This is a genomic window from Streptomyces doebereineriae, from assembly GCF_031845645.1.
Classification (GTDB): Bacteria; Actinomycetota; Actinomycetes; order Streptomycetales; family Streptomycetaceae; genus Streptomyces; species Streptomyces canus.
Genome location: NZ_JAVREZ010000024.1, coordinates 73769 through 98876 on the forward strand (window position 1 = coordinate 73769; position 25108 = coordinate 98876).

Sequence of the window (25108 nt, forward strand, 5' to 3'; positions counted from 1 at the left end):
TACCCAGCGCTAAAGCGCCGGGCTTGCACAACGGGCATCACTGGCGGTGATGCCGCGTTTGCGTCCAGTCCCACCCCGAGATGTCCGGGGCGAGGCAGGGGCCGTTGACGGGGCCCCGCGTCGCCACAACTCCCACGCTCTGGCGCGGATGTTGCGGGAGCTGTTGCGGTCTGCGTGATCAACGAATCCGCAGCTCCGGCACGCGAACCAGGCCTGGGAGACCCGGTTCGCCTTGTCGATGTGGCCGCACTCGGCGCAGGCGCGGGAGGTGTACGCCGGATCGACGTGCACCACCGGCACCCCCGCCCTGCGGCCCTTGTACGCGATGAACTGCCCCAGCTGAGCGAAGGACCAGCTGGCGTGGGTGGCCCGTTGGGGCTTGCGAAGCCGTACCCGCTCGCGGATGCCCGTCAGATCCTCCAGGGCGATCCCACGACCGGTGCGTTCCGCCTCGGCCACCATATGCTTCGCGATCTTGTGGTTGATGTCCTTCGCCCGCCGCGCCTCCTTGCGCCTGCGCTTCTTCAGCCGCCGCTTGGCGGACGGGGTGTTCTTCTTCTGCAGCTTCTTACGTAGGCCGCGCTCGCGGGTGCGGATCCTGTTGAGCTCGCGCCCGGCCATGATCTCGCCGTCGGACGTGGTGGCGATGTTCACGATGCCCAGGTCGATCCCGAGGAAGTCCACCGGCTCCGTGTTCAGCGGCGCTTGGGGGACTTCACAGGTGGCGTTCAGGAACCACATGCCGTCCCGCTCCAGTAGGTCGGACTCGCCCTTGCGATACAGGGCCAGGGTGGCCAGCTGCTCCGCAGAGGCGGTGAACGCCACACTCTTGACCCGCCCGCCGGTGGTCCAGATCGACACCGTTCGGCCAGGGACCTGCCAGGACAGCATGCGGTCGTCGTAGGGCTGCGCACCTTCGGGGCGGAAGACGACCGGCTTCTCGGTCGCCCGGCGGTAGCGCTTGGAGCCGGGCCTGCCGAGGTTTCCGGCCTTCAGGTTCGCCCTCAAGGTGGTGTACGCATCACACGTCTTCTTGATGACGTGCTGGGCTGCCTGCGCGCCCAGCCCCCAGCGCGACTTGACGGTGTCGTAGGTGTGTCGGCGCAGGGCGAAGTTCTTGAACTCACCGCGCGCGAAAGCCACCTCGCTCACCCAGGAGGAGGCCTCGTTGCAGGCGTGCAGGGTCGCCTCCAGTGCCGCCGCCTGCTCGGGCGTCGGCAGCAGCCTGACCTGCACCACCAGCTTCACAAGCACCGAACCTACACACCCGCACGACAGACCACCGCACGTTCGAAGTGGATCACCTGAACGAGTGACACCCATGGCCGTGTGGCGACCCCATGACCGGACCACAGACCCGGCTGCTCCGCGGCCGGGCAGACATCCTGGGCGTGAACGCCCGGGTTTCCTCGCAAGAAACAAAGCTGAACCGTCATCTCTCCGGCGCGCTCGCCGAGCTGGGGCACGGGGACGGGGTGCTGGTGTGTGACGCCGGGATGCCGATCCCCGACGGGCCGCGCGTGGTCGACCTGGCTTTCAGGGCCGGGGTGCCGTCCTTCGCGGAGGTCCTCGACGGGCTGCTCGCCGAGCTGGTCGTGGAAGGGGGGACGGCGGCGGCGGAGGTGCGGGGCGCCAATCCCGCGACCGCGGAACTGCTGGACACCCGGCTGCCCGAACTGCACCTGGTCTCCCACGCGAAGCTCAAGGAGCTGTCGGCGGGCGCGCGGCTGGTCGTACGCACGGGTGAGGCCCGGCCGTACGCGAACGTGCTCCTCAGGTGCGGGGTGTTCTTCTGACGTCCGCAGAAAAAAACCCGGAGAGCCGTACAACCCTCTCCCGACCTCGCGGGTCGTACTTGGCATCAGGACTCTTGGAGGGGGATCTGGGGGGATCGCGGGGGTTCTGATGGGGAGGGAAACCCGAGGGGGCCCGGTCATCGACCGGGCCCCTTCGAAATGCCCGGGTGTCGGTGCCCGCCTCCACGGTTCCCCCCATGGCTTCTGTGACTCCTGAGGAAATGCGGGACAGGTTACGTCCCTGGCGGTTCGGGAGGCCGCTGCTGCCCGTCGGCATGCCACACCGTTCCTGTGGACTGAGCGGAGTGAGTCCGTTCAGCCGCGCGCCCCGAACGGTCTTGGGCGAGCTGGTCCCCGGCGTACTCGACCCCGGGGCGGCGACACGCATCCTGTGCGCGGTCCGAGCCCGGGAGGCCCCCGCGGCCGGAGGCCGCTGATGGACACAGCCCTCACGACCTGGCAGGTCGGTACGGCCAGAGGCGACGGGGAGGCCCTGACCCATCCTCAGGTGGAGCAGGGGCCCCGCACGCTGACGCCGTACCCGGTGTCCCAGGTCGCACAACCACGCTAGCCCAAACAGCCCAGGGCGCCGCAAGCGAGCTAATGCCGACCTGTGCGCACCCCCTGGCGAGCAGCAACAACCCCTGCCATCCCTTCGTCGCGTCCATCGACCTCGCGACCCTGTCCGCGGACGCGACGGATCTCCCCCTGCCGCCCGACGGCCGGCTGCTGCTGTTCGCCTATCCCGAGGACTTCGGCGAGCTGACCGACATGGGGAACGTGGTGTACGTCCCCGCGGGGGCCGCCGTGGAGGAGCGGGACAAGGAGGGATGGGCCTGGTTCGCGAACGACGACGAGTACCAGGAGGTCTTCGCGCAGTTCCCGCAGGAGACGCTCAGGGCGACGGTCGACGTCTCGCTGCCGTACCACTACTGGGTCGAGATACCCGAGGAGCCCCGCTGGGTACCGCTGCCCGGGCATCCGCGCTCCGAGGAACTGGCCGCGGTGTGGGCCGAGACCCACGACGACATCGCCTCCTCGGGGCGGCTCCGGCTCGGCGGGTACGCCGACCAGGAGGCCGTCGACACCGACCCCGTCGGGACGGCGATGACCTGCGCGCTGAAGGAGGCGGCAGCGGGCCGTCGCGAGCCGGTGTCGGACGACCTCGCGGACTGGGTGCTGCTCGCCGAGTGGGGTCCCTGGATCGACGGCTTGGAGGGCGCCACCGTCCACTGGTCGATCCAGCGCACGGACTTGGCGGCACGGCGCTTCGAGCGCGCGTTCACGACGGTTTTCCGGAATCCGTAGGGGCTCCGGACGGGGCCGGAGGGGAACTCCCGAGGTTCCCCTCCGACCCCCGCTTCACAGGGTGTGGGCCACGAACCGTTCGGCGGTCTCGGCGAGCACCTCGCGGCCGTCCCGGGCCCACAGCGCGTCGTTGAACAGCTCGACCTCGATCGCGCCCGTGTACCCGGCCGCCTCGACGTACCGCTGCCACTCCCGCATGTCGATCGAGCCGTCGCCGATCTGGCCGCGGCCGTTGAGGACGCCCTCGGGGAGCGGGGTCGTCCAGTCCGCGAGCTGGAAGGTGTGGATACGGCCGCCCGCGCCCGCGCGGGCGATCTGTGCGGGCGCGTTGTCGTCCCACCAGATGTGGTACGTGTCCACCGTGACGCCGACCTGCTGGGCGGGGAAGCGCTCCGCCAGGTCGAGGGCCTGGGTGAGCGTCGAGACCACGCAGCGGTCCGAGGCGTACATGGGGTGCAGCGGCTCGATGGCCAGCTTCACCCCGTGCTCCTCCGCGTACGGGCCCAGGACGGACAGGGCGTCCGCGATGCGTTCGCGGGCGCCGTGCAGGTCCTTGGAACCGGCCGGGAGGCCGCCGGAGACCAGCACCAGGGTGTCGGTGCCCAGCGTCGCCGCCTCGTCGACCGCGCGGCGGTTGTCGTCCAGCGCCGCGGCCCGCTCGTCCGGGTCGATCGCCGTGAAGAAGCCGCCCCGGCACAGGGTGGTGACCGTGAGGCCCGCGTCACGGACCAGCTTGGCCGTCTCCTCGACGCCGTACGACTGGACGGGCTCCCGCCACAGGCCGACGTTGCCGACGCCCGACTCGCGGCAGGCGTCGACCAGTTCCGGCAGCGACAGCTGCTTGACCGTCATCTGGTTGATGGAGAAGCGGGACAGGTCGGTCACTGGTTCACCCCGTACAGGGACAGCAGGTTCTTCATCCGCTCCTCCGCCAGCTTCGGGTCCGGGAACAGGCCCAGGCCGTCGGCGAGTTCGTAGGCGCGCGCGAAGTGCGGGAGGGAGCGGGCCGACTGGAGGCCGCCGACCATCGTGAAGTGCGACTGGTGGCCGGCCAGCCAGGCCAGGAAGACCACGCCCGTCTTGTAGAAGCGGGTGGGTGCCTGGAAGAGGTGGCGGGACAGCTCGACGGTGGGGTCGAGGAGTTCGCGGAATCCCTTGGCGTCACCGGTGTCCAGGACGCGCACCGCCTCGGCCGCCAGCGGGCCCAGTGGGTCGAAGATGCCGAGCAGGGCGTGGCTGAAGCCCTGCTCGTCACCCGCGATCAGCTCGGGATAGTTGAAGTCGTCACCCGTGTAGCAGCGGACTCCCTGCGGGAGCCGGCGCCGGATGTCGATCTCACGCCGGGCGTCGAGGAGCGAGACCTTGATGCCGTCGACCTTGTCCGGGTGGGCGGCGATGACCTCGAGGAACGTGTCCGTGGCTGCGTCGAGGTCGCTCGATCCCCAGTAGCCCTCCAGCGCCGGGTCGAACATCGGGCCCAGCCAGTGCAGGACGACCGGCTCGGCGGACTGGCGCAGGAGGTGGCCGTAGATCTCCAGATAGTCCTCGGGGCCCTTCGCCGCCGCCGCGAGGGCCCGGGAGGCCATCAGGATGGCCTGGGCGCCGGACTCCTCGACGAGGGCGAGCTGCTCCTCGTAGGCGGCACGGACCTCGTCCAGGGTCGCGGGGCCGGTGAGCTGGTCGGTGCCGACACCGCAGGCGATGAGGCCGCCGACCGACTTGGCCTCGGCGGCGCTGCGCCGGATCAGCTCGGCCGCGCCCGCCCAGTCCAGGCCCATCCCGCGCTGGGCGGTGTCCATCGCCTCGGCGACCCCGAGCCCGTGCGACCACAGGTGGCGGCGGAAGGCGAGGGTGGCGTCCCAGTCGACGGCGGCCGGGGAGTCCGGCGTGGAGTCGGCGAACGGGTCGGCGACGACGTGCGCCGCCGAGAAGACCGTACGGGAGGTGAAGGGGGTGCCGGGGGTGGCGGCGAGGGGTTCCTTGCGGGGCTCGTAGGCCCTGAATCCCCCGTCACCGGCAGGAAGTCGGATCGTCACAGCGAGATCTCCGGTACGTCGAAACGGCGGCCCTCGGCCGAGGACTTCAGGCCCAGTTCGGCGAGCTGGACGCCGCGGGCGCCGGCCAGGAGGTCCCACTGGTAGGGGGCGTCGGCGTAGACGTGCTTGAGGAAGAGCTCCCACTGGGCCTTGAAGCCGTTGTCGAACTCGGCGTTGTCCGGGACCTCCTGCCACTGGTCGCGGAAGACCTCGGTGGCGGGGATGTCGGGGTTCCAGACCGGCTTGGGGGTGGCGCTGCGGTGCTGGACACGGCAGTTGCGCAGACCGGCGACGGCGGAGCCCTCGGTGCCGTCGACCTGGAACTCGACGAGCTCGTCGCGGTTGACGCGGACGGCCCAGGAGGAGTTGATCTGGGCGATGGCGCCGCCCTCGAGCTCGAAGATGCCGTAGGCGGCGTCGTCGGCGGTGGCGTCGTACGGCTTGTCGTTCTCGTCCCAGCGCTGCGGGATGTGGGTGGCGGTGAGGGCCTGGACGGACTTCACCCGGCCGAAGAGCTCGTGGAGCACGTACTCCCAGTGCGGGAACATGTCGACAACGATGCCACCGCCGTCTTCGGCCCGGTAGTTCCAGGAGGGTCGCTGGGCGGTCTGCCAGTCGCCCTCGAAGACCCAGTAGCCGAACTCGCCGCGGATCGAGAGGATCCGGCCGAAGAAGCCGCCGTCGATGAGGCGCTTCAGCTTGAGCAGGCCGGGGAGGAAGAGCTTGTCCTGGACGACGCCGTGCTTGATGCCCTTCTCGTTGGCGAGACGGGCCAGCTCCAGGGCGCCCTCCAGGCCGGTGGCGGTGGGCTTCTCCGTGTAGATGTGCTTGCCCGCCGCGATCGCCTTCTTGATCGCCTGCTCGCGGGCGGAGGTGACCTGCGCGTCGAAGTAGATGTCGACGGTCGGGTCGGCGAGGACCGCGTCCACGTCGGTGGAGATGTGCTCGATGCCGTGCTGCTCGGCCAGGGCCTTCAGGGCGTGCTCGCGGCGGCCCACCAGGATCGGCTCGGGCCACAGCACCGTGCCGTCGCCCAGGTCGAGACCGCCCTGCTCGCGGATCGCGAGGATCGAGCGGACGAGGTGCTGGCGGTAGCCCATGCGCCCTGTCACACCGTTCATGGCGATACGCACCGTCTTGCGTGTCACGTCATTCCCTTCGTAGGAGTCGTACGCGGTCGTGCGCGCCGCGCACGCTCCACTGATGAGCGTTACAGCAAGCGCTTTCTATCTAGGAAGAAGCTAGCCTCTGACCAGCGGTCTGGACAAGAGCGTGAACCGGGTGAGTTGTTCGAGGGGGCGAACAGCTGGGCGTCATGGCCTTAAGGTCGGCTCGGAACCGGGACCTTGGTGCCCGCGTGTACGACGGAGTACGACTGAGATGCGCTGCGGCGCGCGACCGGAGGACGACAGATGACGGTGACCCTGGCGGACGTGGCGGCCCGCGCCCAGGTCTCCCCCGCGACGGTGTCGCGCGTATTGAACGGCAACTACCCCGTGGCCGCGACCACGCGTGAGCGGGTGCTGCGGGCCGTGGACGAGCTGGACTACGTGCTCAACGGCCCGGCGAGCTCGCTCGCCGCCGCCACGTCGGATCTGGTCGGGATCCTCGTGAACGACATCGCGGACCCCTTCTTCGGAATCATGGCCGGTGCGATCCAGTCGGAGATCGGGGGGCCGGGCGGGCGCGCGGGCGGTGAGCGGCTCGGGGTCGTCTGCAACACAGGGGGCTCTCCGGAGCGGGAGCTGACGTATCTCACCCTGCTGCAGCGGCAGCGGGCGGCGGCGGTCGTCCTGACGGGTGGGGCGGTGGAGGACGCGCCGCACAAGGCCGCGATGTCCGCCAAGCTGCGCAAGCTCGCGGACGCCGGGACCCGGATCGTGCTGTGCGGGCGGCCGCCGGCGCCGGAGACCGGGGCGTTCGCGCTGACCTTCGACAACCGGGGCGGGGGCAAGGAACTCACCGAGCACCTCATCGGACTCGGGCATCGGCGGCTCGGGTACATCGCGGGGCCGGAGGAGCGCACGACGACCCGGCACCGGCTGGAGGGGCACCGGGCGGCGCTGGAGGCGCACGGGATCACCGAGGACCCGCGGTGGACCGTCCATGGCCGCTACGACCGGCGGTCCGGGTACGAGGCCACGCTGGAGCTGCTGCGGCGGGATCCGTCGCTGACGGCTGTGGTGGCCGCGAACGACTCCGTCGCGCTGGGCGCGTGCGCGGCCCTGCGGGACTCCGGGCTGCGGATCCCGGAGGACGTGTCCGTCGCCGGGTTCGACGACCTGCCGTTCAGCATCGACGCGGTGCCTGCCCTGACGACGGTGCGGTTGCCGCTGGCGGAGGCGGGGGCCCGGGCGGGGCGGATCGCGATGGGACGGGAGGAGCCGCCGCCCGGGGGGATCGCGACGGTTCGGGGGGAGCTGATGGTGCGGGGGTCGTCGGGGGTTCCTCGGGGCTGAGGAGGCGTGGGCGGGTGCGGGCCGGTGGGAGCTGGTCGCGCCCACGCGGCGACGGCCGCAGATCGACAGGGCCCCGCGCCCCTTGGGTGGGTTCAGTTGTCCGAATCCCCTGCGGAAGCCTTCCTCGCCGCCTCTTCCACCCTGTTCCGGTACTGCTCCCACCAATCCCCGTCCCCCGGCGCCATGTTGTCCCCCTCCGCCCTCTGCCCCACCGACCCGTCGGCGAGTTCGCGTACGACGTCGGCGTGACCGACGTGGCGGTGGGACTCGGCGATCATGTGGATCAGGATGCGACCGAGGGTGAGCTCGGAGTGCGGGGGCCAGGGGACGCGGCCGACGGTGTCCAGGGGAAGGGAGTCGAGGGTCTCGTCCGAGTGGGCGCAGGCCCGGCGGTAGCCGTCGACGATCTGCTCGCGGGTCTCCTCGGCGGTCGCCCACAGGTCGGCGTTCGGTTCGGCGGCGCCGGTGATCCACAGGGGCTGGGCCCCGGGGAGCGGCCGGCCGAAGGTCTCGCCGAAGTAGATCGCCTCGGCACCGGTGAGGTGCTTGACCAGTCCCAGGAGGTTGGTGCCGGTCGGGGTGAGGGGGCGGCGGACGTCGTACTCGGAGAGGCCGTCGAGCTTCAGGAGCAGGGAGTCGCGGGCGTCCTGGAGGTAGAGGCGAAGGTCGGTGGCGGCGTCTGTTGCGGTCATCGAGTCAGTCTGTCGTCGGCGCGATCTTTGTCCACCGATAAACGGATCAGTGGCGGGCCTTCACCGCCGCGAATGCGAACAGGTTGGGGATCCCGCCCGAGCCGGTCTCGGTGGTCCGCTCCAGGCGCAGGCCCGCCGCGAGCGTGGCGTTGAGCAGGTCGGCCAGCGGGAGGTGCCAGGCGCCGACGCGGGCGCGTACCCCGGCCGGGTTCCATGAGTCGAGGGTGCGGGTGCGGTCCGCGTACCGCTCGTCCAGCACGATCCTCGTCCCCTCGCTCCAGTCGGCGAACGCGCCGATGAAACAGGGATGGACGCCGAGGTGCACGAACCGGCCGCCGGGGCTCAGTACGCGGGCGACCTCCCTCAGGACCGCGGCGTAGTCGGGGACGTCCGTGCTCGCCAGCACGCACATCGCGGCGGGGACCGAAGCGTCGGCCAGCGGAAGGGCCGTCGCGTCGCCGACCACGACCGGCAACCGGTGGCCCGCGTGGCGGAGTTGGCCGCGTGAGAGGTCGACGCCGACCGGTGTCCAGCCGAGAGCCGCCACCGGGGCCGTGTGCGCGCCGGTGCCGCAGCAGACGTCCAGGCAGATTCCCTCGCCGGGGCCCAGCAGTTGCCCGAGCGTGGTGTGCACCCTGTCGATGAACTCCCCGGCGGAGGAGGGCGACATGTAGTCGTTGTACCAGTCCGCGTGGTCGTCGTACGTCGCTGTCGTCATGGCTGGATGCTAGGGACCGCTCCGGTGCCACAGCCTGCCGTTCGCTCACGGCTCACGGTTCGTTGTCAGTGCTCGCCTCTATCGTCCCGGCATGGTCTTTTCGCTGCCCGACGGGCTGCCTTCGGGGCGGTTCGAGCAACGGGGCCCGTCGGAGGTCTGGATCTGCGACGAACTGCCCGACGATGTCGGGAAGGTGTGGGCGGAGCTGCTCGGGCGGGCCCCGGTCACCGGGCTGCAGCCGCATCTCTGTTGGCCCGACGACCCCGCGCGCCCCGCGGATCCGGCCGCCGCCGACGCCGTACGCCTGGAAGAGGTCCTCGCGGCCGACTTCACGGAGTACCGGGAGCGGCGGCTGCCGTTCTGGTCCGATCCCTCCTCCGCGGAGCCGGACGACACCCCGGAGGACGTCGAGCCCTGGCCGCACGATCCGGGGCCACCGTTCGCGAGCTGGCCGGGGCTCGCGCCCGCCGGTCCGGACACCGGTACCGGTCCGGGCGCCGATGAGGCCGCGGGCCGTACCGTCGCCGACCTCCTGCGCACCGGGCCCTACGCGGCGTCCCTCAGCCTGGTCCTCGTCCCCGCCCGCAGTTCCGCCGACGTCCCGGCGGTGATCGGGTGGACCGACAGCCCGCCGATGCCGCTCATGGGTGCCCTGCTGCGGAGCTGGGAGGAGCGGTTCGGGGCCCGGGTCGTGGCCGCGTACGGCGGTGAGCTGTATGTCTCCGTCGCCCGCCCGCCCCTCGACCCGGCACACGCCGAGAGGCTCGCCCTGGAGCATGTGCTGTCCACCGCGGACAACATCGTGGACGACCCGCCGACGCCCTTCCCGGAGTACGCGCGCGAACTCGTCGGGCGGACGGAGTGGCGGTTCTGGTGGGACTGAGCCGGAAGACGCCGTACGCTCCCGCACCGATGAGTTTTCCGCCCCACCTCGGTCTGCAACGCCGTAACCGGCTAGGAACTGGAGTGAGTCCCATGCGCATCGTGGTCAGTGAGTTCATCAGTCTGGACGGGGTCGTGCAGGCGCCCGGCGGGCCCGAGGAGGACACCGACGGCGGGTTCGCGCACGGCGGCTGGTCGCACCCCTACTTCGACGAGGAGGTGCTCGGACCGGCGTTCACCGAGGGGATGGAGCGGGCCGAGGCGCTGCTGTACGGGCGGCGGACGTATCTGACGATGGCGGGGGCCTGGCCGGAGCGCGCCGGGGACCCGTTCGCCGACCGGCTGAACTCCTTGAAGAAGTACGTCGTGACCGACACCCTCGGCGACTCCGAGCTGACCTGGAACAACACCGAGCGGGTTCCGGGCTCCGAGGCCGTCGCGCGGATCCGTGCGCTGCGTGAGCGCGAGGGCGGTGACCTGGCGATGATGGGCAGCCCCACTCTCGTCCGCACGCTGATCAGTGAGGGGCTCGTCGACGAGCTCCAGCTCATCGTGATGCCGGTACTGCTCGGTGGCGGCAAGTCGATCTTCCCGGAGGACGGTGGGAAGCGGCCGTTCGAGCTCGTGTCCACGGTCACCGGGAAGACCGGCGTGCAGGTGTGCGTCTACCGGCCCGCTACCGAGGGGTAGCCGCGGCGGGCGCGGACGTCCTACGCTCAGTCCATCGATATCTCTGACTGAGTCAAGCATCCGGGGGTCGACCGATCATGACCGTCCAGGACATCCGCGCCTTCAACCGCTTCTACACGAACGTCATCGGGGCTCTCGACTACAGCCGCCAGCTCTACGCCCCCTACACCCTCACGGAGTCCCGAGTCCTGTACGAACTCGCGCACTCGCCGCGCACCGACGCGGCCGATCTGCGCACCGAACTCTCTCTGGACGCGGGGTACTTGAGCCGGATCCTGAACAAGTTCGAGCAGGACGGACTGATCGAGCGCACGGCCTCGGCCCGTGATCCGCGCCGGCGCCGGGTCACGCTCACCTCGCGCGGCCGGGAGACCGCCGCGCTGCTCGCCGAGCGCGCCGACGAATCGGTGGGCGCGCTCCTCGCGACCGTCCCCTCCGCCGACCGGCCCCGGCTCTCCGAGGCGATGCGGACCGTCCGCACGCTCCTGTCCGACGGCCGCCCTCCCCGCCGCGAGGACGTCCTGCTGCGCGAGCCGCGACCCGGTGACCTCGGCTGGATCGTGGCCCGCAATGCGGCCCTCTACGCCGCCGAGTACGGCTTCAACGCCGACTACGAGGGACTGGTCGCGAGGATCGTCGCCGACTTCGCGGAGGATCACGATCCGCATCTGGAGCGTGTGTGGATCGCCGAGCTGGACGGGCGGCCGGTGGGGTGCGTCATGTGCGTACGGGACGAAGCGCCCGCCACGGCCCGCCTGCGGCTGCTCCTCGTCGAGCCCGACGCGCGCGGACTCGGCATCGGGGACCGGCTGGTGGCGGCCGTCGTCGACTTCGCGCGCGGTGTCGGCTACCGCGACCTGGTCCTGTGGACCAACGACGTCCTCGCCGCCGCCCGCCGCGTCTACCAGCGCCACGGATTCGTCCTGGCCGCCGAGAAACCCCACCGCTCCTTCGGCAGGGACCTGAACGGGCAGGACTGGCGACTGGACCTGACGGGCACGGGTGAGTGAGGTGGGGCGGCGGGTGAGCGGCTCGGCTGGATCGGCCGGTCAACCGGAGAGCCGCTCGGCCCGTTCGGCCAGTCAATCGGCGTGACCTGGCTCGGCCCCCTCGGCCACTCACCCGGCATGACCTGTTCCGCCCACTCGGCCAGCCAGCCGGCATGACCTGTTCCGCCCACTCGGCCAGCCAGCCGGCGTGACCTGGCTCGGGCCCCCTCGGCCACACAACCCGCATGACCGGCTCGGCCCACTCGGCCGTTCCATCGGAGAGCCGCTCGGCCGGTCGGCCCGGGAGTGGCTGAGCCACGCGCCCAGGGCGTGGCGGAGCCGGTCGGCCGGCCTGCGGTCCATCCGCCCAGCGGCTGCGTCACCCATTGGCTCAGCCACGCACCCGCACCACCCGCCCGGACTGGACCTCACCGACTCGACCGGGTGAGAGTAGGGCGCATGAAACTGGCGTTCTCCACCCTCGGTGTCCCCGGCCTCCCCCTCACCGACGTGCTACGGCTCGCGACCACGCACGGCTATCACGGAGTAGAACTGCGCGCGCATCCGGAGGAGCCCGTGCACCCCGGTATCGGGCTCGCCGAACGGGCCGACGCGGTCGCCGAGTTCAAGGCGGCGGGCGTGGAGGTCCTCGGTCTCGCCGGGTACGCGCGCGTGGCCGCGCCCGGCGACGACGAACCCGTCGTGGAGGAGATCCACCGTCTCCTGGACCTCGCCCGCGACCTCGGCGCCGGCTTCGTGCGCGTCTTCCCCGGCGCCGCCTCCGACCAGTCCCGCGAGGAGGCCGACGCCACGGCCGCCCGGCGGCTCGGCACCGCCGCGGAGTACGCCGGCGACCTCGACGTACGCATCCTCCTCGAAACCCATGACTCGCACCGCACGGGCGCCGACGCGATCCGCATCCTCGGGCCGGTCGGCCACCGTCAGGTCGGCTCGCTCTGGGACGTCATGCACACCTGGCTCGGCGGCGAACAGCCCTCCGAGACCTACGCGGCCCTCGCCCCGCACCTCGGATACGTCCAGGTCAAGGACATCGCGTCGGCCGACGACACCACCCCGGTCGCGCTCGGCTCCGGGGTCCTGCCGCTCTCGGAGTGCGTGGAGGTCCTCTCCCGGCACGGCTGGGACGGCTGGCTGTGCTGGGAGTACGAGAAGCGGTGGTACGAGGCGGCCGCGCCGCTGGAGGAGCTGCTGGGGGCGGGCCGCGAGCACCTGGCGCGACTCCTGAACGACTCGGCGTAAGCGGCATCGAGGGGTCAAACAATCAAGCGGTCAGGAAGGGCTGAGGCTCCGCCGTCCAGGGCGGGGCCGCAGCCGGTGCCACACCGGCCGCTGCGTCCCGCAGTCGTCCGGGACGACCGGTGCGTCCGGCAGCGCGGACAGGACACCGGCCTTCGCCTGCCAGTCCTTGAACACGCCCTGGAACAGCGGGTGGTCCTGGCCGGGCAGCGAACTCCTCGGTGCGGTCATCGCGTCCTCCTTCGTGTGTCTGCCGAAGCTCACTGTCGAAGGTAGGGAGAAACGGTCCGCTGCTACCGTCCAATGGCATGCGGGTATCACAGACCAATCTGGCGGGCGATCTCCTGATCGATCTGAGCCGGACGGGCGAGGGCCCCTTGCACGAACGGGTCAAGCGGGCGCTGCGCTCGGCGATCCGCAGCGGGCGGGTCGAGGTCGGCACCGCCCTGCCGCCCAGCCGGCAGCTCGCCAGTGACCTCGGCTGTTCCCGCTGGGCGGTGACCGAGGCGTACGGCCAGCTCGTCGCCGAGGGGTATCTGGAGGCCCGCAGCGGCTCCGCGACCCGGGTGCGCTGGTCCGGCGACCGGGACGGCGTCGTCGAACGCCCCGCGGCCCGCAAGGTCTCCGAGGCCCGTTTCGACCTCGCGCCGGGCCTGCCGGATCTGCGAGCCTTCCCGCGCCGCCGGTGGGCCGATGCCGTCCGCGCCCAGGTGACGAACACGGCGTTCACTGAGTTCGGCTATCCGCCGCCCGGCGGTCACCCCCGGCTCAGAGGACTGCTCGCCGAGTACCTGGGCCGTTCCCGCGGCGTCTCGACGACCGCCCAGGACGTGACGGTGTGCATGAGCGTGACGGACGGGGTGCGGCGCGTCTGCCGTGCCCTGCGCTCCCAGGGCATCACCGCCGTCGGCTGCGAGGAGCCGGGCTGGACACGACTGCGCCAGGTGATCCGCGCCGCCGGCCTGGAGCCGGTGCCCGTGCGCACGGACGGCGGCGGTCTGCGCGTGGACGACCTCGCCGGACACTCCGGGCTGCGGGCCGTGCTGGCCGCCCCGGCGCACCAGTTCCCGCTGGGCACCGTGCTCGTGCCCGAGCGGCGGGCCGCGCTGCTCGACTGGGCCCGCCGGGTGGACGGCGTCGTACTGGAGGACGACTACGACGCGGAGTTCCGCTACGACCGCCGCCCGGTCGCGGCCTTGCAGGGTATGGACCCCTCCCGGGTCGTCCTGTTGAAGTCCCTGAGCAAGACTCTGTCCCCGGCGCTCGGCATCGGATGGCTGGTGGCGCCCTCGCGCTGGACCGACATCCTGCACCGGATCGACCAGGCGGCGACCCATCCCCCGGTCCTCGACCAGCTCGCGTTCGCCACCCTGCTGGAGTCGGGCGCCTACGACCGCCATCTTCGGGCCTGTCGACAGCGCTACCGCGACCGGCGCGACACGCTCGTGCGGACCCTCGCCGGACAGCTGCCCGACGCCCCCGTGTCCGGCATCGCGGCCGGGCTCCACCTCATCCTGCGGCTGCCGGCCGCCGTGGACACCGCGGCCGTGGTCAGGGCGGCGGCCGCCCGGTCGCTGTCCGTCGCCGACCTCGCCGCCTATCACGCCACCGAGGACCACGCCGGCCACGGCCTGGTCCTCGGCTACGGCAACCTCGCCGACAGCATGGTGGAGCAGGCGGTGGGGCACCTCCGTGCGGCGATCGAGGAGAGCCGGTAATTCGGTGGCCGGGACGGTGGCGGCCCGTTACCGTCCCGGGGTGCATCAGCCCGCCCCTGCCCCGGTCCCCCTGTCATGAGCCTCAGCCGTACGTTCCTCGATGTACGGCCCCTGCGCGCCTCCCCGGTCTTCCGGCGGCTGCTGTTCGGGCGCACGGTGTCCACGCTCGGCACCTTCATGACCATGGTCACCGTCATGTACCAGGTCTGGGACATGACCCACAGCACGATCTGGAGCGGCGCGGTCGGTGTCGCTCAGGCGGTGCCGATGGTCGGGGTCAGCCTGTTCGCGGGCGCCTGGGTCGACCGGGCCGACCGGCGCCGGGTCTACCTCACGGGCACCGTCGGCTCGGCGGTCTGCTCCCTGCTGCTGGCCGTGCAGGGCTTCGCGGGGCACGCGCCGGTGGCCGTCGTCCTGCTGTTGGTCGCCGCGCAGACCTCCTTCGCCGCGCTCGGCGCGCCCGCCGCCGGCGTGTTCGTGCCGCGCCTGCTGCCCCGGGAGCAGGTGGCCGCCGGTCTCGCGCTCCAGCAGGTCACCGGCCAGGCGATGATGCTGGTCGGGCCGGCCGTCGCCGGGGTCGTACTCGGCTGGTGGGGCATCGGCGTCTGCTACCTCCTGGACACCCTGAGCTTCGCGATGTCCTTCTACGGCGCCTACGGTCTGCCCGCGCTGCCGCCCGAGGGCGAGAAGTCCCGCCCCGGTGTGCACGGTGTCCTGGACGGGCTGCGCTTTCTCACCGGCGACCGGGTGGTGCGCGGCGCGCTGCTGACCGACCTGGCCGCCACCGTCCTGTCCATGCCGGTGAGCCTGTTTCCGCTGGTCAACGAGGAGCGCTTCGGCGGCGACCCGCGCACGCTCGGCCTGTTCCTGTCCGCGCTCGCCGTGGGCGGTGTCGCCGCGACGGTCTTCTCCGGCCCGGTCACGCGCCTGGCCCGCCCCGGCCCGGTGATGCTGTGCGCGTCGGCGACCTGGGGTGCGGCCCTGGCGCTGTTCGGCCTGACCACCAGCGCCTGGGCGGGCCTCGGCTTCCTGGGGCTGGCCGGAGCGGCGGACGCCCTCGCCGTCCTGTCCCGCACCACCATCGTCCAGACCCGCACCCCCGACGCCCTGCTCGGCCGGGTCACGGCCGCCGAGATGATCGTCGGCCAGGCGGGCCCGCACCTCGGCAACCTGCGCGGCGGCCTGCTCGCGGGCTGGAGCTCGGGCGTGACGGCGCTGATCACGGGCGGTCTCATGTGTGTGGCGGCGGTGGGCTATGTCGGGGTGAGCACACCGGAGTTGCGGGCGGTTCCGGCTACGGACGAGGTGTGATCCGCGCATCCGGGTCCAGACACCAGTCCAGTACCGCGGGCCAGGAGCCGTAGCCGGCGTCCAGGTCGAGGTGGGCGGCGCCGGGGAGGATGTCGGCGGAGATGCCGAGCGGCTCGCCGAAGGTCTCGCGGGCCCCCTCCGGGCAGTACGGGTCGTTGTCGCCGGCGACCAGGCGGGTGGGCCCGGGGAGGGCGAACTCCAGGGCGGGCGCGGCGAATTCGGTGACCTCGGGATGGTGTCCGAGGACGGAGGCGGAGGGCGGGGCGACGAGCAGCACGCGGTCGGCGGAGCCGTGCCGCACGAGCCCGCGTGAGACGGCGTGCAGCCACAGCAGGGCCGAGGCGCTGTGGGCGATGACGACGCGCTCCCCGCCGGCGGGCAGTCGACCGAGATGCCGGGCGAGTTCGGTGAGCCAGGTGTCGAGGTCGGGGTCGTCGGGGTCGGGCAGCTGGGGGTAGGTGACGTGGTGGCCGAGGTCGGTGAGGCGGTCGGCGAGCCAGTGCTGCCAGTGGTTGCCAGGCCGGTGGTTCTGCCAGCCGTGGAGGATGAGGTAGGCGGTCATGGCGTCGATGGTTTCCGATCGCCGATGCGCAGGTCCAGTTAATCTTTCACGGTGGAACAGGTAAGCGAACCCTTCACCATCGATCTGCGTCGGCTGACCGTCCTGCGCGAGCTCCAGCGCCGGGGCAGTCTGGCGAGGACGGCGGAGGCCCTGCACCTCACCCCGTCCGCCGTCTCGCAGCAGATCGCGGCGCTGGCCCGCGAGACGGGCGTACCGCTGACGGAGAAGGACGGCCGAGGCGTACGGCTGACCGGTCAGGCGCGTGTGCTGCTGGCTCACGCCGACGCCATCGCGGCCCAACTGGAGCGGGCGCGGGCCGACTTGGGGGCGTACGGGGAGGGCGGGCGGGGGTCGGTGACGATCGGCTGTCTGTCGAGCGGGATCCTCGGCGTGGCCAGCAAGGCGCCCAGCGCGGTGAGTACAGCGGCAACGTGGACGTCCTTATGGGTATCGACGCCCAGAACGAGTTCACAGGACCCGCCGTGAACAGCCGCTTTGGGACGCTGATCGATCGACGCCGTTGTCATGAGTGCCTCCGTCCGGACTGGCTGGGGTGAACCGGCTCGACGGATACGGGCGGTCAAGACTGTGACGATGCTGAATACGAAAGCCCCTATGGAGACACGTCCGTTCGCCGGGTCGGCATGCCCGTCCGTACCACGGTCGGCAGATCAACTCTCTGGACAGCAAGGTCAGTCCCAGACCGAGCCAGACCGTGGTTCGAACGAGACACCGTCATTCTCACAGTCCCAGACCAGCACGATCGGGCCCCCGAGCTGGATGCGGGGCGCGGACGACCAGGTCGCGGAAGTCCCGCCAGCCGAAGAACTTCGGCTCGTCCTTACGGCCCCGGTACTCGCGGATCGCGTAGATGAGCCGGGACCACTGGCCTGGCTTGAAGCAGACCATGCCCGCCATCGACACCCGCCCGGAGCCCCGGCCCCGCACCCGCACGACCGGGGTCTGCCCGATCCGACCCCAGGTCCTGGCACGCGGCGGAGTCATCGACTGTCCGGCCTCGTCCTCGAAGACGATCCAGGCGCCGCGCTCCGCCGCGGTGCTCTTACCCGCGGCCAGGTCTCCTTCTTCCACGCCTCGACCGCATCGTCGTCCCGCTCGATGGCCCGTCTGGCTGGCTGCTGCCAGCTCCAGCCATGCCGCTTCAGTAACCGCCACGTGCCCTCGACGGTGTAGGAGACGTGGAACAGTCGGCCGATCAGCGTCTTGATCCGCCAGCGTCCAACGCTGGTCCGCCCAGCCATGAACCAGCGGGCCACGCTCCAACTCTCGCTCCAGCCTGGCGATCTGCGTTTCGCCGAGCCGGGACCGACCCGGAGAGCCCTGCTACAGGACCCCGGCCTCGCCGTGCTCACGCCAGGCCCGACGCCACCGCTCCACCGACCGCTCGCTCACCCGCAGAGCGGCGGCGAGCGACCTCGCGGTTCGTCTCCCCGCGCTCGAAGCAGACGACGGCCTGCAACCGAATCCCCTCCCGCGCGGCCCTCTCGGCGTCGGTCAGCCCACCACCCTGCGCGTATCTCACTACCCAGGACCTACCGGAGCCAGCAGACCGCTGTCAGGCGAACCGTCCCGACATCACTCAATCAAGTTCAAGTAGCAGCTACCGATCAGCCAGACCCAGCGGCGGGCTACGCAGCGAGAACCGAGTAGGCGCGAGATGCCGCGATTAGTACACCTGCCCAGTGACGTGACCTCAGGTACTCGGCGTCGGAGCGGCCAGATCCTTCCTCTCTCAGTACCAAATCAATCCTCTCAGCGAGTTCCGCCATGACAGATACTTCTTCGTGCGACCTAAGGACTTTCCCCAAGGCCAACGCAGGGTCCTCCAGTACAAGCGTGTCGTCGTAGAGGATGTTCAGATTCAGGCTGAAATCGTCGAAGTATCCTTCGTGGGGATATTCGCGACGAATCCAAACCCGGTTCTGATACTCCGCGTCACTCAATGCCCGCACCGCAGAGAGAACATTTTCTCTCATTTCGGGAAATTCGACGTCTGTCATGTCGGCGAGTTCCATGTCTTCCATTTGAGCCAGTCCGTCAACGGAATATGCGCATCGTAGGCATTAGCCTTGATGTCGCCAGCTATGGGCTTACCGTCACGGCCTATGACCTTCCCTCCCGAATTGATCACTACGTGATCGACCTGCTGGTATTTCTGGGAGTTGTTCAGGTTCCCTTGGTCGATCCTGACGCCGTTCCCCTTCCCATCGTTCCAGCGCCAACCGATGCCCTTCTTCGTGGCCTTACCAGATCCCAATTCGCTAGGCACCTTACTGGTCGCGGATTGAGGAATCCACGAGGGTGCCGCAGGCGCAGTGGCAGCCGACTGACTACCGCTCTGTTGTGCCTGGTTGAGGGCTTTGTTGAGGCCGTTGTCGATGCGGTTGATGCCGTCGGCGCCGCCCATGACGCCGGCGCCGACGAGGGTGGCGCCGCCTGCCGCTGCGGGGGCTCCGACGACGCACCCCGCGACGGTTGTGCAAATGAGGGCACCGCCGATGAACATCTCGCCGCCGTAGTTGATCAGGCCGACGCTGCCGATCGTCTCGAGGGCTCCGATCCAGACGTCGGGCTGGCTGAGGATGGCGGTGCCGTAGTTGATGGTGGTGTCCACAGCCCCGGAGACCCAATGGAGGAAGCCGCCGCCTCCGTCATCGTCACCGCCTCCGTTGGTGCTCGTGGTGGTGATCGTGGAGCCAGTGCTGCTGGTGTAAGCGGTGCCGGTGTTCCACCCGGGTGCTACTCCGCCGCCGGTTGGGTTGCCGTTCTTGGACAGGCTGCCGTCACCGTGGGTGACGACGCCGTTGCCGCAGCCGACGTCGAAGCCGGCGCCGCAGGCGAGTCCTTCGCCGGTGGGGTCGGAGAAGGTGGCGGGGTTGTTGGCGCTGTAGGTGTAGCCGTTGAGGGTCTGTGGTTTGTCGGTTTCCAGGAGCGGGTCGACGCTGATGAATCGGGCGAGGACGGGGTCGTACTCGCGGGCGCCGATGTGGGTGAGGCCGGAAGATGAATCACGGCTCTTGCCGAGGAAGGTCTTGTCGTCCGGCCAGGTTCCGGTGCCGCCGGTGCGGGCGGCTCCGAAGGGGGTGGTGTAGCGCTTGGTGATGGCCTGGGTGGTGGCGTCCAGGGCGAGGCTGGATGTGCCGTGGTGGTCCGCGGCGAGGTAGGAGAGGGTTGAGGTGCCGGACTTGTTGCTGCGGACCGCGATGGCGGCGGGGCCGGCCGAGTAGTAGCGCTGGGCCCAGTACTTGGTGGTGGAGGTGCTGGTGTCCAGGTGGATTTCGGTGGCGCCGAGGTAGAGGACCGTCTCGCCGGCTGTGTTGCGGCGGATGAGCAGGCTTCCGTCGGCGTCGTAGACGTACCCGGTGGTGCTGCTGCCTTCCACCAGCCGGTTGAGGCGGCTTTCGTTGTCCCAGGCCAGGGTCTGGGAGGTGGTGCCGTCGAGGCGGGTGGTGGTGTTGCCTGTGTCGTCGTAGACGTAGGTGGGGGTGACGCCGGTGCAGGTGCTGCCGGTCGTGGTGGCGGCGAGCTGGTGGGGCTTGGTGGCGCTGTAGCAGTAGGTCTTGGTGGTGTCGGCGCTGGCGGTGTGGGCGGTCTCGGTTTTGCGCAGGCCGGAGTCGGTGTAGGTGTAGGAGGTCCAGTACGGGCTGGCGCCGCCGAGGTTGGCGGTAATGCGCTTACTGGTGGAGCAGTCGGCGGTGGCCGGCGACCAGGCGTTGGTCAGACGGCGGTAGCCGTCGTAGGTGAAGCACTGGTTGTCGGCCGCACTGGTGCCGCCCAGGGTGGTGGGGTCAGTGATCGCGGTGACGTTGCCGGCGTCGTCGTAGGTGTAGTTGAGGTCCTGCAACTGGTAGCTGTGGGTCTGGTCGGTGACCATGGATTCGGTCAGCCGGTCGGTGCCCTCTTCGTACTTGTTAGTGATGTACGCCTTTTTGGTGCCGGACGCAGAGGACGTGCCCAGAGTGAGCTGTTCGCTCTGGCCGAGAGCGGAATAGCTGGCGCCCAGCAGGTAGCCGGTGGTACCGCTGACGGCGGTGGGCAGACCGAGCCCGTTGTAGTCGGTGTTGACGGTTTCGGCGCTGAGGCCGCCCGCTGCGGGCTCGGAGGTGTACTGCTGGGTGCCGTCGATGTTGTAGTACGTCGAGAAGGCCAGCGTCGAGGACGGGACCGCGCCGGACTTCACCAGGGCGTCGCCTGCGGGCAGGACCACCTGGGTGGTGGTCGCGCGGTAGAGGCTGTCGTAGGCCGTGACCTGCTTGGTGTAGGCACTGCCACTTGCGGAGGCTCCGCCGACATAGCGGGTGGAGGAGTCCTGCTGGCCCTTGGCCAGGGTGTCGTAGGCGTAGTGGGTGAGCTTGTTCGCGTCGACCTGTTCCTCCAGCGTGGAGGTCAGATCGGCGGTCGAGGCGGCGCTCCACGTGTCGGTGGTGCGGCCGAGGACGTCGTAGGCGAAGACGGTGACGCGGCCCGCGCCGTCCTTGGTCCAGGACGTCTGGTCGAGGTTGGTGTAGCCGGTGGTTGCGGTGCCCTTGTCGGGGTCTGTGCTGGAAGTCTGACGACCGAAGAGGTCGTAGGAGTAGGTCCACTTGCTGTCGGGGCCGGTGATCGAGGCTTGCTTGCCGTCGCGGGTGTAGGTGTACGCGGTGGAGGTGTAGGCGGCCCCGACCGTGGCTCCGTAGGCCGTGTCGGCAGGGGAGGTGCTGGCGTATTCGCGGCGCTGTACCGTCCGGCCCTGCGCATCGGTGATGGTCCGTACCGCGGAGCCGCCTGAGGGGGCGGTGGTGGCGGTGGAGTCACCGGTGTAGCTGCTGGATACGGTCCATTTCTGTACGCCGTAGACGAGCAGGGTGCTGGAAGTAGGGCGCCCGGCGCCGTCGAAGACGACCTCTGTCTGCTTGGGCGCTTCGCCGTACTCCGCCCGGGTGTAAGTGCCCGACGGGGTCGCCGTGGAGTCGAAGATGTCGGCGTACGTCTCGTAGGCCAGGCCCCGGCTGTCGTAGCGGGTGTCCGTCAGCAACTGGCCCCCGACCGGCGTCGGGGACTGTGTCTGGAGGGTGCGCAGCAGGGAGTCGTAGACGGTGTACGTGGTGTTGTACGTGCTGCCGTCGGCCTTGAGCGTCGAGGTAGACGTCCAGGAGGGTTCGGTCTTCGAGACGGAGTAGGCGTAGGTGTAGTTGGGGGTCTGCTCCAGCGACCGGGATCGGTTGGGCAGCCAGGTTGCTGTCTTGCGGCCGAGCGCGTCGTAGCTGCTCTCGGTGATCTTGTTGTTGGCGTCGTTGACCTTGGTGGGTGTGCCGCGGGCGTAGTCGGCGTAGGTGTAGACGTTCTGGGACTTGGGGTTGGTGACCTTGGTCTTGGTCAGCGGGCCGGCGGCCGTGGGGGTGTAGGCCGTGGTCGTGGTGTTGCTGGCGGCGTCGGACGACGTAAGGACGCGGCCGAGGGTGTCGTAGGTCAGCTTGGAGAGCGTCTGCCAGGAACTCGGGGAGCGCTCGCCGCTGCTGGCCGTGGCGGGATAGGCGGAGGCGCGGCCGGTCCAGGTCACCTCGCCCTTGGTCGGTGTCTGGGAGGCGGTCCACGAAGTGGCGGTGGCGGTGTCGTAGACGGTGGCGGAGTCGGCCAGGACGTCACCGCGCGTAGCAGTGGAGGTGGGCAGGGACAGGGAGGTTTCGGCGACCGAGCAGGGCTGGCCGACCGTGCGGGTGCGGGAGACGAGGGAGTTGATGCCCAGCGTGTCGTTGCGGGCGTACCAGGTGCGGGTGCAGGTCTCGTCGCCGGTGACGGCAGTGTCGCCCTCGTCGTAGACCTTGGTGGGCATGCCGTAGTCGTCGAAGGTGGTGGTTGAGGAGGCGCTGGTGCGCCACTTCGACGTGGCGGTGAGGTAGGTGTGGGTGTAGGACTTCGCGGTGCGGACGTAGTACGCCTCGATGTCGGCGTACGACTTGTGCTGGGTGGCTGTCTTCTTCAGCCAGGGATCGTTGACGGTGACCGCAATCGGCGTAGAGCCGTTGTAGGTGATCTGCTGGCGCAGTTGGCCGGCGTAGGGGTCGCTGTCTGTCTGGTCGGCGACGTCCAGGCCGCTGAAGTCGATTCCGGCGACGGACGCGGGACGTGTGGTGCCGTTCTTCTGCTTGTCGCCGTTCATGCCCTGCAGGTAGAGCGACACGGTCTTGGACTGGGTGCCGCCGGAGGCGCCGGTGGTCTCGGTGACCTTGCCGTAGCCGCGCCAGATGGACCAGGTGCGCTCGTCTGCGGGGGTGATGGGGTCGTCGTTGTAGTGCCAGGCCGGGTTGGCGTAGCTGTAGGCGTGTTCGACCGCGAGGTTCTTGCCGGCCGGGTCCGAGGAGAGGACCGCGGTTACGCGGTACTTGTGGAACCAGTCGATCAATGACTCGGCGGCGCCGTTGATGTGCCAGTAGGTCGGGTAGCAGCTCTTGGTGTCGTTGTCCTCGGCGACCGGCATGTTGGAGCCGCGCACACATTCCGGGTCGGAGAGGGTCACGGTGGTGATCGCGCCGGTCTCGGACGTCACCGTCTCGATGCGCGGGCGGGTCAGCGGAAGGATGTCGTCGTCGTTGGAGTCGACCCGGTTGGGGCGCATCTGGTAATCGAAGGTCACCGGATCCAGCGCGATGTCGGTGCCGTTCTTGCCGGTGTGCCGGATGGACATCAACGCCAGCGTCTGGTCAGAGGTGTCCCCGTCCAGGTCACCGCCGTCCAGGAATTTCTGGGTGAGCGTCCAGGAGTCGACGGCGGTGAAGGCGCTCGACGCGGCCGACCAGGCGTAGGTGTCGATGCCGGTCAAGCGCTTGCGGGTGAAGAAGGACGGGCTCTTGGCGTCGCAGTCCGCGTCCTGCTTGCACACGGAGTCAAAGGGGACATCGGGCCAGTTGTCGGCGGTGGAGTCCGTCAGCGAGGAGCAGTCGGAGGCGGTGCAGCGCTCGTCGTAGGAGAAGGTGACCTTGTCCGAGGTGACCCCGCTGAACAGGGTGTCCTTGTTCTGCCCGTAAAGGATCTTGGAGAGATAGCCGCCGCGCGTGTAGGCGGTGGTGGCGGTGGCGGCGCCGTTCTTGGCGTAGTAGTTGGTCTCGGCGGTGTACCAATACGTCATCGCGTTACCGTGCGGGTCTACGACATAGTCCAGGTTCCAGCGCCAGGCTTGGGTGAGAGAGCGGCCGGAGAAGGAGTCGCCCTGGTTGTAGCCGGGCTCACCGGAGTCGTCACCGTAGACGGGGACGGTCCATACGGAGTTGGTCCGCTCGGTGCCGGCGCCGCTGAGTTTGTTGAGGCCGAAGACGTACTTTGTTCCGTCTCCGGTAGTGACGGTCCAGTACTCGCCTTTGCCGTCGATGTTGTCGTTGCCGTCGTCATCATTCTCGGCGCCGGTGGAGTGGGTGACGGTGGAGGCGTCGTCGTTCTTCAGCCGCCACTTGCCGTCGATGTCGTCCTTGACCAGTTCGCTGGATTTGCCGTTGAGGACCAGCGAGGCGTTGTCGTACTTCCAGCACTGGTCGTACTTGTCGTCCTGGCCGTCGTTGTCGCAGGCACCGTAGGAGCGGTCGATGTAGGAGGAGGTGAGGTCGAAGCCCTCGCCGACCTGCGTGGACTGGTTGTTCGTGGATGCCGTCTTGCCGTCCGAGCTGCCGGAGTCGTACGACAGCGACAGCGACGGGGCAGGGCCTGCCGCGGCAGGGGGGGTGCTCAGCGGGTACGACCAGGTGAACGCGCCGGAGGAGCCGCCCGCCTCCCAGGTCGAGGACGACGACAGCGGGGAAGCTGCGTAGTTGCCCGCGCCCGAGGCGGACTCGCCGGCGGACGCGGTCAATGCGAGGACCGTGCCGGAGGACGCTGCGTCGGCCGCCGTCTGGGAGGTGCTCTGCAGGCTGGTTGCGGTCGTGGCCGAAGGAGAGGTGAGGTCAACCTTGGCCGAAACGGTCTGGCCCGAGATGTCATTACTCGAGTCGAGCGGAGTCTTAACTCGGCATGCCGCCTTCTTCGGCGTGGTGAGGGCGCACGCGGGCAGCTGGACCAGGCGGAGGCGGCCGGACCAGCCGCCTCCGTACCCTGACGCGAACGCCGAGTAGTCGACACTCACTTCGGCCGTGCCTGGGGCGGTGGCGTCCGCGGTGAGCAAAACCCCCTTGATACCGGCGGCTGTGGCGGCCTCGCGGCTCAGAACGCGTACCCGGGCCTGGCCCGAGGCTGCGTCGTCCTTCGCACTGGAGGAGGAAATCGTGACCGGCAGTCCGCCGGCAGTAACCTTGGCCTTGCCGTGTCCCGGGATCTGCGCGGTGTCCTCGGCTGCCGCGGGCCAGGACGCTTTCTGTTCCGCTGCGGCCCGCTGGGCCTGCGCGGCGTTGGCCGCCTTGGCCTTGGCGACCGTGGCGCGGGCCTTCTTGGCGCCCAGGCCGGTCACCTCCCGGACCTTGCTCACCCGCTGCTCGGCCACCGCGGGCTTGCCCAGGCCACCGCCTGTCGCGGCAGCCGCGACGGGTGTCAGAGCGACTGGCACGGTCAAAGACAGGGACAGGGTCACCACAAGTGGCGTCCATCGGGCTGGTATTCGGATACGCACGAAACCCCCAGGCGAAGAAAGATCGGGAAAGTCCGAGAGTGCGGCGTGGGCTACGGGCAGCGACCCAGCAGACTCAGTGGTGGCACGGGCGGCAACACGC

The 25108-nt window shown here is 69.9% G+C and carries 21 protein-coding genes and 1 pseudogene; 11 read left to right on the forward strand and 11 right to left on the reverse strand.

Annotated features, from left to right (window positions below; all coding sequences use genetic code 11):
• Positions 1-9: 9 nt before the first annotated feature.
• Positions 10-1248 (reverse strand): RNA-guided endonuclease InsQ/TnpB family protein, encoded by a 1239-nt coding sequence (locus RNB18_RS43575; RefSeq protein ID WP_311719685.1) that lies wholly within the window; start codon positions 1246-1248, stop codon positions 10-12.
• A gap of 92 nt (positions 1249-1340) precedes the next feature.
• Here RNB18_RS43575 and rbsD point away from each other — a divergent pair, with 92 nt between their 5' ends.
• From rbsD to RNB18_RS43590, 3 genes are all read left to right on the forward strand, one after another.
• Positions 1341-1796, forward strand: coding sequence for a D-ribose pyranase (rbsD, locus tag RNB18_RS43580; protein ID WP_311719686.1), 456 nt, complete (start codon positions 1341-1343; stop codon positions 1794-1796).
• A 436-nt stretch (positions 1797-2232) separates the two neighbouring features.
• Entirely contained in the window at positions 2233-2367 is a 135-nt protein-coding gene (locus RNB18_RS43585) for a hypothetical protein (protein WP_311719687.1), read from the forward strand.
• 32 nt (positions 2368-2399) lie between these two features.
• Positions 2400-3104: a DUF1963 domain-containing protein gene (locus RNB18_RS43590; protein ID WP_311719688.1), complete on the forward strand. Its 705-nt coding sequence runs from the start codon at positions 2400-2402 to the stop codon at positions 3102-3104.
• A gap of 54 nt (positions 3105-3158) precedes the next feature.
• Here the strand turns inward: RNB18_RS43590 and RNB18_RS43595 are convergent, their stop codons facing one another.
• Genes RNB18_RS43595 through RNB18_RS43605 form a run of 3 tightly spaced genes read right to left on the reverse strand, consistent with a single transcriptional unit; the run spans position 3159 to position 6288 of the window.
• Complete coding sequence (locus RNB18_RS43595; RefSeq protein WP_311719689.1) at positions 3159-3989, reverse strand: sugar phosphate isomerase/epimerase family protein; 831 nt, start codon at positions 3987-3989, stop codon at positions 3159-3161.
• The gene (locus RNB18_RS43600; RefSeq protein WP_311719690.1) at positions 3986-5140 is read right to left on the reverse strand and encodes a dihydrodipicolinate synthase family protein; all 1155 of its coding nucleotides are present in this window, start codon (positions 5138-5140) and stop codon (positions 3986-3988) included. The genes RNB18_RS43595 and RNB18_RS43600 overlap by 4 nt, the downstream gene beginning before the upstream one ends.
• Positions 5137-6288 carry a Gfo/Idh/MocA family protein gene (locus RNB18_RS43605; protein ID WP_311719691.1) on the reverse strand — a complete coding sequence of 384 codons (1152 nt, stop codon included), beginning with the start codon at positions 6286-6288 and terminating at the stop codon, positions 5137-5139. The genes RNB18_RS43600 and RNB18_RS43605 overlap by 4 nt, the downstream gene beginning before the upstream one ends.
• A gap of 264 nt (positions 6289-6552) precedes the next feature.
• Between RNB18_RS43605 and RNB18_RS43610 the strand changes: the two genes are divergently transcribed.
• Entirely contained in the window at positions 6553-7599 is a 1047-nt protein-coding gene (locus RNB18_RS43610) for a LacI family DNA-binding transcriptional regulator (RefSeq protein WP_057609701.1), read from the forward strand.
• A 92-nt stretch (positions 7600-7691) separates the two neighbouring features.
• Here RNB18_RS43610 and RNB18_RS43615 read toward each other — a convergent pair whose 3' ends face one another.
• On the reverse strand, positions 7692-8291 hold the full coding sequence (locus RNB18_RS43615) for a DinB family protein (protein ID WP_311719692.1): 600 nt from the start codon (positions 8289-8291) through the stop codon (positions 7692-7694).
• A 46-nt stretch (positions 8292-8337) separates the two neighbouring features.
• Positions 8338-9009: a class I SAM-dependent methyltransferase gene (locus RNB18_RS43620; RefSeq protein ID WP_311719693.1), complete on the reverse strand. Its 672-nt coding sequence runs from the start codon at positions 9007-9009 to the stop codon at positions 8338-8340.
• A 91-nt stretch (positions 9010-9100) separates the two neighbouring features.
• On the opposite strand from RNB18_RS43620, the gene RNB18_RS43625 reads away from it, so the two are divergent.
• The 4 genes from RNB18_RS43625 to RNB18_RS43640 all read left to right on the forward strand — a co-directional run bounded on the left by RNB18_RS43625 (position 9101) and on the right by RNB18_RS43640 (position 12830).
• On the forward strand, positions 9101-9892 hold the full coding sequence (locus RNB18_RS43625; protein ID WP_311719694.1) for a DUF4253 domain-containing protein: 792 nt from the start codon (positions 9101-9103) through the stop codon (positions 9890-9892).
• Positions 9893-9984: 92 nt separating this feature from the next.
• On the forward strand, positions 9985-10581 hold the full coding sequence (locus RNB18_RS43630) for a dihydrofolate reductase family protein (RefSeq protein WP_311719695.1): 597 nt from the start codon (positions 9985-9987) through the stop codon (positions 10579-10581).
• Positions 10582-10658: 77 nt separating this feature from the next.
• Positions 10659-11591, forward strand: a complete 933-nt coding sequence (locus RNB18_RS43635) for a bifunctional helix-turn-helix transcriptional regulator/GNAT family N-acetyltransferase (protein ID WP_311719696.1) — start codon at positions 10659-10661, stop codon at positions 11589-11591.
• 438 nt (positions 11592-12029) lie between these two features.
• Complete coding sequence (locus RNB18_RS43640; protein WP_311719697.1) at positions 12030-12830, forward strand: sugar phosphate isomerase/epimerase family protein; 801 nt, start codon at positions 12030-12032, stop codon at positions 12828-12830.
• Between the two features lie 30 nt (positions 12831-12860).
• Here RNB18_RS43640 and RNB18_RS43645 read toward each other — a convergent pair whose 3' ends face one another.
• A complete protein-coding gene (locus RNB18_RS43645; RefSeq protein ID WP_311719698.1) occupies positions 12861-13058 on the reverse strand; it encodes a hypothetical protein in 198 nt (65 codons plus the stop codon).
• Positions 13059-13135: 77 nt separating this feature from the next.
• Between RNB18_RS43645 and pdxR the strand changes: the two genes are divergently transcribed.
• Together pdxR and RNB18_RS43655 are read left to right on the forward strand one after the other, a co-directional pair.
• A complete protein-coding gene (gene pdxR / locus RNB18_RS43650; protein ID WP_311719699.1) occupies positions 13136-14545 on the forward strand; it encodes a MocR-like pyridoxine biosynthesis transcription factor PdxR in 1410 nt (469 codons plus the stop codon).
• 75 nt (positions 14546-14620) lie between these two features.
• Positions 14621-15856 carry an MFS transporter gene (locus RNB18_RS43655; RefSeq protein WP_311719700.1) on the forward strand — a complete coding sequence of 412 codons (1236 nt, stop codon included), beginning with the start codon at positions 14621-14623 and terminating at the stop codon, positions 15854-15856.
• On the opposite strand, the gene RNB18_RS43660 is transcribed toward RNB18_RS43655, so the two are convergent.
• Positions 15840-16418, reverse strand: coding sequence for an RBBP9/YdeN family alpha/beta hydrolase (locus RNB18_RS43660; RefSeq protein WP_311719701.1), 579 nt, complete (start codon positions 16416-16418; stop codon positions 15840-15842). The two genes, RNB18_RS43655 and RNB18_RS43660, sit on opposite strands and share 17 nt — an antisense overlap.
• A 51-nt stretch (positions 16419-16469) precedes the next feature.
• Between RNB18_RS43660 and RNB18_RS43665 the strand changes: the two genes are divergently transcribed.
• The gene (locus tag RNB18_RS43665; protein WP_311719702.1) at positions 16470-16904 is read left to right on the forward strand and encodes a LysR family transcriptional regulator; all 435 of its coding nucleotides are present in this window, start codon (positions 16470-16472) and stop codon (positions 16902-16904) included.
• Positions 16905-17164: 260 nt separating this feature from the next.
• Here the strand turns inward: RNB18_RS43665 and RNB18_RS54210 are convergent.
• The 3 genes and pseudogenes from RNB18_RS54210 to RNB18_RS43685 all read right to left on the reverse strand — a co-directional run.
• Positions 17165-17961: pseudogene (locus RNB18_RS54210) on the reverse strand (IS630 family transposase); the annotation flags it as partial.
• A 106-nt stretch (positions 17962-18067) separates the two neighbouring features.
• Positions 18068-18454: an SCO4402 family protein gene (locus tag RNB18_RS43680; RefSeq protein ID WP_311719703.1), complete on the reverse strand. Its 387-nt coding sequence runs from the start codon at positions 18452-18454 to the stop codon at positions 18068-18070.
• Positions 18436-24945 (reverse strand): RHS repeat-associated core domain-containing protein, encoded by a 6510-nt coding sequence (locus RNB18_RS43685; RefSeq protein WP_311719704.1) that lies wholly within the window; start codon positions 24943-24945, stop codon positions 18436-18438. Before RNB18_RS43685 ends, RNB18_RS43680 begins: the two co-directional genes overlap by 19 nt.
• Between the last annotated feature and the right edge of the window lie 163 nt (positions 24946-25108).